This window comes from Chitinophaga sp. 22308 (assembly GCF_052045305.1).
GTDB classification, from domain to species: domain Bacteria; phylum Bacteroidota; class Bacteroidia; order Chitinophagales; family Chitinophagaceae; genus Chitinophaga; species Chitinophaga varians_A.
Window position 1 is genome coordinate 360,387 of record NZ_JBQEOP010000003.1, and the last position, 12,332, is coordinate 372,718.

The window sequence follows — 12,332 nt, forward strand, 5'->3', positions numbered from 1 at the left end:
CATGTTTAAGCGGATCAGAAAGTGAGATTAACGTTAAAACCAAACCGGCGCGTGGTAGGCGTTTGCAGTGTGGAAGAGCCCTGATCGGCACCAGGGTACTGGTCCAGGTCCACATCTTTGTTTTTAGCAAAATAGAGCAGGTTTCTTCCTACAAAAGAGACGTTGGCAGAGCGGATAAATGTGCCTCTCAACAGGCTCTCCGGCAATGTGTAGCCTAACGTTACTTCGCGCAGTTTGGCGAAAGTTTTACTGATCAGATTAGCTTCGTTGGTTTTGTAATACACGCTGATATAATCCTGCAGGAAGGTTTTGGTGGTGTTAGGCGCAAACTGCAGTTTGTCTGCGTTGGTGACATTCCCGTTGTTATCGTATTGAATGGGCACATTGTTGGTAATCACCACACCTTCTCCCTGCCATGATTTCACGCCTTTATAGTCCTGGTAGCGGGCATCTCCCATAGCGCCTTCCGTAGTAAGGATGTTGCGGCCGCCACGGAAAGTCTGCTGCTGGATATAGTCTATCATCTGTCCGCCTACGCGGCCGTCGAACTGGAAGCTGAGGTTAAACCCTTTATAGCTGAAGCTGTTGTTGATGCCCCAGGCCCAGTCTGCGCTGGCATTACCGAGGTATTGTTTAGTTGGATTAACGATCGGGCGACCATCAGGACCGTTGATGATCTGGCCATCGGGTGTTCTTACGAATTTGGTACCGAAGAATTTATCGACGCGGTCGCCTACACCGATATAGGCGTCAAGCTTGTTATAGTCACCGTATATGCTTACGTATTTTTCCTGGAAGGTAGACCAGTTGGCGGTTACTGTCCAGGTAAGGCCACGCGGGTTTTTAACGGGCGTAGCATTTACAGATACTTCATAACCGGTTTTACGCGTGTTTACACCATTCACCAGGTAAGCGGAGTCGCCGGTGCTGGGCGCCAACAGCAGGGTATAAATGCGCGGCCCGTTGAGGTTGGTGAAGTAGGTAGCGTCCACGCCTATACGATTTTTCAGGAACCGTACGTCCATTCCCACTTCTGTTACTTTACTGGTAAAGGGTTGCAGGTCGGGGTTGGCGATCACGCGGGCATAATAAGCAGCGGCCTGGTTACCATATACCGGTGATACGCTGTATACCGGCATGTTATAACGGGGACCATCATACGAAGACTGATATTCCGTGCCATATCCCAGCGGGTAGTTGGCCTCCGGCGTAGCGCCGATAGTGGGTACGGTGAAGCCGCCTTTTACGTTGGCGTAGGAGCCACGGAATTTCAGGAAGGAGATGACTTCCGGCAGGTGTACATAATCAGATACCACGGTACTGAGTGAAACAGACGGGTAGGAATAGGTATTATGTGTTACCGGCAGGTTGGAAGCCTTGTCCAGCCTGTCGGTCAGGGACAGCGTGGCGTATTTGCCCAGGTCGATGTCCACATAACCGTAAGCGCTGAGCACCAGCATAGGTGCGCTGTAACTGGTAGCATACAATGGATCGCGGGAGTTTCCGAAGCCATACCATCCCGGAGCGTTCAGGTAGTTGGTGGAAACGAAGCTGGAATTATATTTATACGAACGGGCATTACCGCCAACAGATGCTCTCACACCAATTTTGTGGGGGAACACGTTGGCATAGGACAGCATAACGTCGGTATTGTTTTCGTAGAGGGAGCGTTTGTCTTCGCGGTAGTCGCCTTTTCCTTCCTCGCGGCCGTAGGGGTGCGCGGAGAACGGCATTTTCTCTGTGCGGATAAGGTCGTAGCTGGTCACCTGTGTGCGGGCCATCAGTTCCAGTTTGTTGGACAGTTTGTACGTCAGTTTAGCATAGCCGTTGAGGTCTGTTTTGTGGTGGCCGCGTAACCATTCGTACGCCATGAACCAGGGGTTATGGTAACGCTGGTATTCGGCATAGATGGACTGGATGCCTTCTTTTCCAGGCTGCCAGTAGTTACGCATGTCGTCCATGCTCCAGTCGGCGCCGGCCCAGATAACGGTATTGTAGATAAGGCTGTTGGGGCCGTAGGTCACGTCCGGGAAGTTGTCGCTGGACTGGCGGTTGTAGTTCAGGTACCCATCCAGGCGCAGTTTGGGCGAGAAGCTATATCCTGCGGAGATATTAAAATTAACGATATCGAGCGCTGTGTTAGGCACAATACCTTTCTGGTAGGAATTGGACAGGGAAAAGCGCAGATCGGCTTTATCCGTATGAGCGGACACCGCGAGGTTGTTGGTGCTCAGCATACCTGTGCGAAGGAAACGTTGCAGGTTGTTTTTACCGCGGGCGATCCACGGAGTGCCGGTACGTTTGCCGGTGGCCGGATCGATAGGGCTGTCATACTGCGGGATGAGCTGGCCTTCAAATTTAGGTCCCCATACGTCATAGTCCGCATCGTTCACACCGGCGCCTTTACCGTCCACGAAGGCGTATTTACCATGGTCACCGGGGCCATAGAGGTCCTGCACTTTCGGAATGGCGTTGAAGCCTTTTTCAAACATAGTGCTGGAGTTGAACTCGATGGAGTAACCTCTTTTATCTTTGGAGCCTTTTTTAGTGGTGATCATGATAGCGCCGTTGAGGCCGCGGGAGCCGTAAAGCGCAGAGGCGCTGGCGCCTTTCAGGACAGTATAGCTTTCGATATCGTCCGGTGAGATATTCCAGGTATCGGAGTTGATGGGCACCCCGTCCACCACGTAAAGGTTGATGTTGTTGCCGCGGAGCTGTACCATGGGAGCGGCCAGCAGTTCAGCGGACGCACCTACCGTAAGGCCGGCCACTTTACCTACCAGGCCGTTGATGGGGTTCGGTTCACGGGCTTTTACGAGGTCGGCGCCCTTTACTTCCTGTACGGCGTAGCCTACCCTTTTTACTTCTTTACGTATACCCAGTGCTGTTACCACTACTTCGTCGAGCGCTTTTTTATCCTGTTGGAGGAGCACTGATATAAAGTTGTGATTATTGACCGGATATTTTCCTGTCAGGAAGCCGATAGAGCTTACTTCGAGGATATCAGTACCGTTGGCGGAGATGCTGAAGTTACCATTGGCATCGGTAACAGCGCCTCTATGGGCGCCGGCCACCTTTACAGTAGCGCCTATTACCGGCTGGTTGTCGCCGGCGGAAAGGACTTTTCCGGTGATGGCTTGTTGAGCTGTTGCTGTTGTTACGTTCAGCAAAAGCAGGAGCAGGGCACATAGCTGCGTAAGTGCCTGTCGTAGGTTTGATTGCATGGCAATTTAGATTAAGGGGGTGTTTATTACCATGCAAAGGTTAAGTTCGAATATGATGGGAATGTTAAGTTATACTAAATTTAATGTTAAGTATTTGTATATAATACGTCAAAAAAGTTTACTATCTACTTTTCGTTTTCGAGGAAGAAATAGACGACAAGGATTTGTGCGGTGTCTTCGCCGATATTGGCGGGTTTATGTCCCAGGCGGCCGTCAAAGAAGAGGGAGTCGCCTTCTTCGAGGATATATTTCTCGTTATCGATCAGGTATTCCACTTTGCCTTTGATGATATATTTATATTCATAGGCATCGGTTTTAACGATCTGGGAGCGGCGGGCGCCTTTTTTCAGTTCCAGCATTACGATGTCTACCGGGAAATGTTTGACATTTTTGGTGAGTATTCTTTTGTACTGGAATCCTTTGGCTGGTTCTTTTTCGAATTCCTGGTAGGAGGATTTTTGTTTGATGATGACCCTGGATTGTTGTGACTGCTGGTCTATTTCATTGAAGAATTCATTCAGGTCGAGGTTCAGTGCGCGGATGATATTGATCAGCACCAGCAGGGAGGGCACGGTACGGTTGTTCTCAATCTGAGAGATAAGGCCTTTGCTGACTTCTGCCTTGTCGGCCAGTTCCTGTATGGTGATGCCTTTGGCTTTCCGCTTTTCCTTGATCCTGTTACTGATCTGAATGATAATGTCCTCGGTCATATAGGTCGGTCTTGGGACAAATATAGGGAGAGAAAGCTAATGCATTACGTTATATATTTGTCGCATGTTCAGTATCGACCAAATTCTAGCCATTGCGTTCACGTTATTTGCCGTAATAGACATCGTTGGCTCTATCCCTGTGCTGGTGTCCCTGAAGGAGAAACTGGGGCATATAGACGCCGGCAAAGCGACCCTGGCATCCGGTTTCCTGATGGTATTGTTTCTGCTGGTGGGCGAACAGTTTCTCCGCCTGTTCAGCGTAGACGTGCATTCCTTTGCAGTAGCCGGCTCCATCGTTATCTTTGTCATAGGCCTGGAGATGATCCTGGGGCTTGAACTTTTCAAGAGCGGCCAGGATGTTAAATCCGGCAGTATTGTGCCCATCGCCTTCCCTATGATCGCGGGTTCCGGAACGCTGACCACCATTATGTCGCTCAAAGCCAACTTCGGGGAGTACAATATCCTGGCCGGTATTGTGCTGAACCTGCTGATTGTTTTTCTGGTCCTGAAGAGCCTTAATTACATAGAACGCTTGCTGGGAAAGGCCGGACTGATGGTGTTGCGTAAGTTTTTCGGGGTTATCCTGCTGGCTATAGCGGTAAAAATTTTTAAAAGTAATATCAATCTTTAACGTAATTTGGGATTATTCCGGAGAAAATGTACCTTCGCGTTCCCTTTTGGCCTCGTAGTACAATGGATAGTATAAGAGTTTCCGAAGCTCCAGATTCAAGTTCGATTCTTGACGAGGCTACTAAAAGATTAATCCGCCCAAACTTAGCTTTGCCAGGTTTGGGCGTTTTTCATTTATGGACGTGGGTATTCATCATTTCCGATACAACCTCCCCAGATCAAACCCCATTTCCTTCGCCAGTTCATAGTAGCTTTTGTCAGGATCGATTTTCAGGTCGTGGTAAATTTGTTGTCGTGCCTGGGGATGGTAGTGTAAATCCAGATCTGTCAGGCTTTCGGGATAATACTTCCCCTCAATTAAGTCTTCCCTTCCCTGCAGCCAGAGCGCCGCATCCAAAATAACAACTGGGAACTCTGCGCCTGGCAGTATACCAGGATGTGCAACCGGGTCTTTTATACTGGTTTTAAAATATAACTCTCCTCTCATCAGCCTCACTTCATTGTAAGCATTTCCTACCACCTCGGGAAATTCAACTTTAGTGAAATCTACCGCCATATATCCGGCTTTCCCCCATTGGAGTTTATTGGCCTTTACATCAATACGGAAAACAAACACTCTCGGAATCAGTATTTCCAGTGTATCAGGGACCTCCGGGCAGGTATATATCCCTTTATATATTTCCACAAGCTGACAACCAGTATAACATGTAAAATAACTTTCGCTGTTGCCGATAGGTTTCTCTACCTGCAGGTCCACATCAAATAAAATCCTGCCGAAAATAAACAGGGACTGGCTTTCCAGCTTCCAGTAAAAAATATCACCTGTCTCGATTTTTTTTGCCATTTGAATTGAACATTTTAGACTAACAAATAGATACGAAGAAAATTGCCCGCTCAGAAAATTGAACGGGCGATTTTGCTTTTGGGGCAACGTTACTAACAGTTGGATGATCTTGTGCTTCGGTATTCATGAAGCCTTCGATCAGATATCTTTTGGGGTGTCTTTCAATGAATGTATCCGTAGGTCCTTTTCGGCTGATGATGTAAAAGTACTGCGCCCGCTACGATTATACGTTCCCGTATTAACATCTGCCACAGGTGCTTCAATATTTGCCGTTATCCCTCCAATTTTCGCAGCATGTTCATCTGCGGCTGATATACATCTTCCGTAAACTTTCCTATAACACCAATGTGTTATGCTGAATAGCAGGGTTTTAGCTATATTTGGGATCATGCGACTAGATAACCAAAATCTGATTTAATCCTTATTGCCCAATAACATTTGCTGAATTGTTTGGAACCAAGTCCATTTCATTATTGGCGAAATAATCATAAAGTCTAAAAAAAATTGTGCTGTTGCACCCTCGACGGGAATAGAGAAACTTTTTCAACCTAAAAAATCTAAACAACCTATGATCAAAGCGTTATTAAAAGCATCGTAGAAACACTTGTTTTTCGTTTTTTAAAAGACATACTGTCTAAGATTTATACTGTCATTTCGGGCTATGCCAGGCCTGCGTTATTTTTTTTGCCATTTGCAAACGTACTCGTGAGTAACCCACAGTAATCAAGGGGGAATTTGCCTTTATTCTTTACTGAACTCGGAGCCATGTCCTGTAGATGGTAGGGGAATTCCTGTCTTTAAATGTTATCTCAGAAAATCAAATCTAAATTGCTCATGAAAAATTTGCTACTCTTATGGCTGTTCGTGGCCAGCAGTATTGTGCATAGTTATGCCCAGACACGGACGATCACCGGCAAAGTCTCAGATGGAAAAGACGGAACGCCAATACCAGGTGTGACCGTTAGTATCAGCGGCTCCAGAACAGGTACCATGACTGGTCCCGACGGAGGTTATAAGATCGCGGTAGGAGACAATGCCTCTCTCGTTTTCTCCTATGTAGGTTATCTCAGCCAAACAGTATCCACCAGTGGTAAAAGCCGCGTAGATGTGGCAATGCACGTAGACACCAAAGGCTTACAGGAAATAGTTGTAACCGGTGTGGGCGCAGCCACCGACAGAAGAAAAGTTGCTATCTCGGTCGAATCTCTGTCAGGAAAAGACCTGCCCAAAGTACCAGCAGCTTCTATTGACCAGGCGCTGGTAGGTAAAATAGCCGGCGCTCAGATATCGTCTGTTTCCGGTCAACCAGGCCAGCAGGCACAAATCATCCTGCGTGGTATCAACTCACTTGGTGGCACACAACCGATGATTCTCCTCGATGGTGTGCAAGTTAATGCCGGCAACAGTGAAAACGGCTCTTCCGGCAACCTCTCTTCCAGGCTCGCGGACCTTGACCTGTCCAATATTGAAAGAGTGGAAGTGGTACAGGGTGCGGCTGCCGCTACTATCTATGGTGCACAAGGTGCTAACGGCGTTATCCAGCTATTCTCCAAAAAAGGTTCCCGTACAGGTAAAATAAATGTCAACTTCAGCTCCAGGGCCAGCTTCGACGATGTGCTGAAAGGCAACTTCAAATATCTTAACAAACACTATTATCCCACCGATGCAGAAGGATACATCATCGATCCTTCCGGGAAGCGCATCAAGCCGGACGCCAGGGGTATCTGGACACAACCAAACCGTGATATCACCCCTAACACTGTAACAGATAAAAGCTTTAAGGAACCTACCTATGACCACGTTGACCAGTTGTTTAGAAACAGTGCTCCTACCTATAACAACTCCATCAACATTTCAGGCGGCCGGGAAGGATATGATTTTGCACTCAACCTGTCTAATCTCAAACAGCAGAGTATTATTAACGGAGATTACAGCAGGACAAACCTGTCACTGAACGTAGGCGCAGACATCCTGAAGAACCTCAAGCTCAGGTCCACCACACAGCTCATTACCTCCAAAAACACTACCGGCGCCATCACAGGTCAAAATAACATCTTCAGTGGCCTCGGTACTGCTATGGCCTCCTATCCATATGAGGACCTGCTGTTCAAAGACTCCATTGGCAATTATCCTTTCAATACCAGCCTGACAGACAACTCCGTATATCCCTACTACTCTTTCCAAAACAGAACGTACGAAGCTAAAACAAGCCGTATAGTACAGGGTATTAACCTTAACTATCAACCTATCAAATATTTGGAAATAGACTATAAATACGGTATTGACTATTATCGCTACGACTTCTCCGACTTTATTCATAATCAGGAAAAAACACTGACTCCGGGTAAAGGAATCGATCCATTTACCGGAAAACTCCGTTATGACAGAGATAATGAAACCACTCAGAACTCGCTGTTGACATTGTTTGTAAAAACAGACTTTGAACGCGACTTTAACATGAAAGTGCCCATCACTACTACCACTCAATTCGCATATGACTGGCGTAAACGTGTGTATGGCAACGTAATCATGGAAGGCGTTGGCTTCGCTCCTTTCCCTCCTTTTACGATGGCGAACGCCGCTTCCAAAAGCAATGATGAAACCCGCGAAGAATTCGTTACCTATGGCTATCTGGTCAACCAGCGCGTTGATTATGGCAACCTGTTTGGTATCTCCGGCGGTGTGAGGGTAGACTATTCATCTGCGTTCGGCCGTGGTACCAAACCATTTACTTTTGGTCGTGGTGACGCCTATTTCAGACTGGGCGAATTATTAAAAGTGCCCAGCATTTATGAACTGAAGATCAGAGGCGCTTACGGCGCTGCCGGTATACAACCAGGCGTTTATGACCGCCAGATCACCCTCGAAAAAGGTGCTATCGGCAATTCAAACTACCTTATCCTCAAAGGCACTTTGAACAACCCCGACCTCACCGTGGAAACATCCAAGGAAACAGAGGTGGGCATCGACTTTGGTCTTGAGTTAAGCAAAGGCAGATGGTTCAGAAAAATCTTCATCAATCCCACCTACTGGACCAGAAAATCCAGTAATGTTATCCGCGCTATCGACCTGTCTCCTTCCACCGGAGCAAGCGGCATCCTGACCAATGCGCTGGGTCTTAAATCCGATGGCTTCCAGTTCTCCTTCGATCTGGATGTATTGGAAAGCAAAAAAATGTACTGGAATTTCGGCGTAAAATTCGGCAAACAACGGTCCATTGTTGATTACATCTCTAATCACAAACCTATTACCATCGGCGGTTCCGGTGAAGGTCAATTCGTGTTGAAAGAAGGTGAAAGCATTGGTGCTTTCTTTGGTGTTACTCCGCTCACCAGCCTGGATGAACTACCTGCCACTGCTGTAAAAGGCAACTATGAAGTAGGTCCTAACGGATACGTGGTAAACAAAACTACCAAATCCGTTATGTTCGGTACCGAGAACAAAAAAATCGGCGATCCCACTCCGAAATTCAACATGAGCTTTAACAATACCCTTACCTTCAATGGCCAGCTCACACTGTCATTCCAGCTGGATTGGGTATATGGCGGCCAGGTTTATAACCAGACACGCCAATGGTTATACGCTGACAAAATCAGCAGTGACCTGGAAAAACCAGTTACCATCAACGGTCAGACAGGTGCATTCGTAGCGTACTACAACAGTCTCTACAATACCAATACCACTAACTCTGTATTCGTGGAAGATGGTTCCTTCCTGAGACTGCGCGACCTGACCCTGACCTACAGGCTGGATAAATACCTGACCAATAAATTCATCAACAACGCACAAATCAGCCTTACAGGAAGAAACCTGTTTACTATCAGCAGCTATTCAGGATTGGACCCTGAAGCCAGTGCACGTGTGAACAATCCGATAAGAAGAGGTATCGATGTATATTCCTTCCCTAACTTCAGGTCTATACAGATTGGCGTAACGTTCGGTTTCTAAAAACAAAAAATCACGATCATGAAGAAAATATTCCTTACAATATTATCAGCATCCCTTCTTTTTAGTTGCAGCAAGAGCAGCCTGGACCTGTTGAACCCGAATGAACCAACACCAGCGGTATTGAAAACAGAAGAAGGGCTCATCAGAGGCACCCTTGGCATCTACAATAAATTCGGCCTTGAATTCTGGTGGATAGCCCTGGCCAATCATGATGTCATGGGAGACAGCTATACTATCAGTGCCGGTAACTTTTCATGGAGATGGGTGAACCAGGTCTCCAAAATCACCTTGTCGAACGGCACAGTGCTCACCCCGCCCCAGGGAGGTCCGCAAGGTACAGAGCTCAAAAACCGTAATGACCGCTCCTTCGGCAATGACAATGCATTCTACAACGAATGGGCAGCTCTTTATTTTGTAAATAACCAGGCGAACCTGATCCTTGACATCACGTCAAAAGACGACCTGTCAATGACAGGCGGCGCTGACGAAGTTGCCACCAAAAAAGCCCTTATCCGTGCCTTTGCTTACTGGTGGAAGGGATTTGCCTACTCCCGCATCGGCTCCATCTATATCGCCGGCGTGCAGGCCGATAAGTTTGTGGACGGCACCCTGATGAACAGTGAGTTCGTTACACATGATGCTATCGTAAAATTAGGCAACGACAACTTCGACGCCTGTGTTGCAGAGCTGAACAAAGTAAAAAGCATCAGTGCCTATAATGCGCTGTTCCCACGTCTTATTCCGGACTTTACCGCTACCGGTAAAGGCGGCGTAATAAGCCCCGATGCATGGAAACGGCATATTGCCACCTACAAAGCCAGAAACCTGCTGGTGAACAAAAAAGTGGCGCAAATGACCAATGCGGACTGGACCAACGTGCTGACACTGGCCACTGCCGGTTTAACCAAAGACGATAAGATCTTCACTATGCGCAGCGCAGATGTGAATGACCTGGTTTCCATCACCGCCTGGTCCCCTTATCGCTTACAGATTGGCTGGGCCAATGTCAGCGAACGTCTTGTTCAGGACTTTAAGGCTGGAGACAAGCGTTATGAACGTAATATAGACGGTCCTTACGCACCATATGGCAACGAAAGAAACAGGGGTGCTCAATATGCCACCAGATGGTACCTCTATGAAATTTCTGACGGAGGAGACTGGGCTTCTACTACCACCGGTCTCGCAGAATTGCCTGTTGCCTGCTCTTATGAAGAAAATGAGCTGATGATCGCTGAAGCCAACATCCGCCTGGGTAACATTGAAGAAGGACTGAAACACATTGACAACGTTCGCGACTATCAGAAATCAGAACTGCCACATGTAGCCGGCACCGGTCTTACCCAGGCAGATGCACTGGAAGAATTACGCAGCGAAAGAAGAATTGGCCTCTTCCTCAAAAATGTGGCGTTCTATGATGCCAGAAGGTGGGGCGTTACCGCACCTGCTACACAAGGTGGTGGCCGCCAGCATGCATGGGTGATAAAATCAGACAATAAACTCGATAACGATGCCACTATCGAATATAACTACCTCGATTACTGGGACGTACCACAGAACGAACTGGACTTCAATACCCCCAGTGGCACTTCTGCACCGGTAAAATCCAACTAATCCTCTTTTCTCTTTTAATACAAACGGGGACGGCTATACGCCGTTCCCGTTTTTTATTCTCGGGATAGCGGTGATAATTGCTAGCTTTGTAGCCATTTATATCTTAATTCAACTTATGTCATGAAAAAATCGTTATCCCTTTTCCTGTTCATTCTTTTCTTATCCCCTGTTGCCTATGCCCAGCTGCAAACCGTTACCGATAGCGGCAATACCACCAACAACGCCCTTTTCATTAATGGGTCCGGCAAATACAATATTGGCAACTATACAGGCCTGATGCTCCATTTTTATAATGGAGGCGGTTATATAGATGTCTTGAACCCCAGCACCAGCACCTTTCAGCCGTTGTTTCTGAGAGGGTCCGCCATCTATACCAACAGCAGATTTCTTATCAATAATGCTTCAGATGACGGCATTACCGCCTTACAGGTAAATGGTAATACAATTGCCGACAGATTCCGGAACAACACTTCTTCCTTCAGGAAAGATAATTCGCGCAATTCTTTCAACAACTTTGTCGCCCAGGGCGCTGAAATGTCCTATGGCTGGATCGCAGCCGACTTTGGCAATAACGACAATACCGGCAACCGGGTAGTTATCGGGAATGCGCTTAATGGGAAAGCCATCATAGGCGCGCATGACAGTTCGCTGGACAATTGGGCCAACCTCATACTTCAACCGGAACGGCTATATGGCAACCTGGGCATCGGCACAGTTGAACCTTCAGAAAAACTGACCGTTTCCGGCAATACCGCCTCTGACCGTTTCAGGAATATGGAAGCAAGCTGGTCAGGCAACTCCAGGAATTCATTTACCAATCTGGTTGCGCAGGAAACCAGCAGCATCTCACCAGGATGGATCGCAGCGGATTTTGGCAACAACAAAGACGCCGGCAACCGTGTGGTGATTGGCACCGCAGCCAATGGCAGCGCTATTATAGGCGGGCACAATCATAATCTCACACAATGGCAGGACCTTGTGCTGCAACCAGTAAAAGACGAGGGCAACGTTGGCATCGGAACTACTACGCCACAGTCCAAACTGGCCGTGGCCGGAACTATTACCGCTCAAAGGGTAAAAGTAACCGCTACTGGATGGCCGGATTATGTATTCCATGCCAATTATCAGTTGCCAACATTACAGGAAATAAAACAATACGTCAATACGCATAAACACCTGCCTGATATCCCGGCAGCGGCCGAAGTAGAGAAAAACGGACAAGACCTGGGAGAGATGAATAAACTGCTGCTTCAGAAAGTGGAAGAACTCACCCTTTATATTATTCAGCAACAGGAGCAGATTGCCGCTATGAACGAACGGCTGAAGAAAATTGAAAAGAATTAGTTGCTAAAAGTCCGGCACATC

7 protein-coding genes and 1 tRNA gene are annotated in these 12,332 nt (G+C 47.4%); 5 read left to right on the forward strand and 3 right to left on the reverse strand.

The genetic code is table 11. The features are described from left to right. Nucleotides 1-14: 14 nt before the first annotated feature. Nucleotides 15-3,224: a SusC/RagA family TonB-linked outer membrane protein gene (locus tag ACTJJS_RS13200; RefSeq protein WP_440664038.1), complete on the reverse strand. Its 3,210-nt coding sequence runs from the start codon at nt 3,222-3,224 to the stop codon at nt 15-17. 125 nt (nt 3,225-3,349) lie between these two features. Continuing rightward, nucleotides 3,350-3,934 (reverse strand): helix-turn-helix domain-containing protein, encoded by a 585-nt coding sequence (locus ACTJJS_RS13205; RefSeq protein WP_343744752.1) that lies wholly within the window; start codon nt 3,932-3,934, stop codon nt 3,350-3,352. A gap of 64 nt (nt 3,935-3,998) precedes the next feature. On the opposite strand from ACTJJS_RS13205, the gene ACTJJS_RS13210 reads away from it, so the two are divergent. Both ACTJJS_RS13210 and ACTJJS_RS13215 read left to right on the forward strand, forming a co-directional pair. Then, a complete protein-coding gene (locus ACTJJS_RS13210; RefSeq protein ID WP_168871203.1) occupies nt 3,999-4,565 on the forward strand; it encodes a MarC family protein in 567 nt (188 codons plus the stop codon). Between the two features lie 48 nt (nt 4,566-4,613). Next, nucleotides 4,614-4,685 (forward strand) — tRNA-Arg (locus ACTJJS_RS13215). Nucleotides 4,686-4,757: 72 nt separating this feature from the next. Here the strand turns inward: ACTJJS_RS13215 and ACTJJS_RS13220 are convergent. Continuing rightward, nucleotides 4,758-5,495, reverse strand: a complete 738-nt coding sequence (locus ACTJJS_RS13220; RefSeq protein WP_440664041.1) for a hypothetical protein — start codon at nt 5,493-5,495, stop codon at nt 4,758-4,760. A gap of 747 nt (nt 5,496-6,242) precedes the next feature. On the opposite strand from ACTJJS_RS13220, the gene ACTJJS_RS13225 reads away from it, so the two are divergent. From ACTJJS_RS13225 to ACTJJS_RS13235, 3 genes are all read left to right on the forward strand, one after another. Further along, nucleotides 6,243-9,356, forward strand: coding sequence for a SusC/RagA family TonB-linked outer membrane protein (locus ACTJJS_RS13225; protein ID WP_440664043.1), 3,114 nt, complete (start codon nt 6,243-6,245; stop codon nt 9,354-9,356). Between the two features lie 18 nt (nt 9,357-9,374). Next, on the forward strand, nt 9,375-10,967 hold the full coding sequence (locus tag ACTJJS_RS13230) for a RagB/SusD family nutrient uptake outer membrane protein (protein WP_440664045.1): 1,593 nt from the start codon (nt 9,375-9,377) through the stop codon (nt 10,965-10,967). A gap of 120 nt (nt 10,968-11,087) precedes the next feature. Then, on the forward strand, nt 11,088-12,311 hold the full coding sequence (locus ACTJJS_RS13235) for a hypothetical protein (protein WP_440664047.1): 1,224 nt from the start codon (nt 11,088-11,090) through the stop codon (nt 12,309-12,311). Nucleotides 12,312-12,332 lie beyond the last annotated feature (21 nt).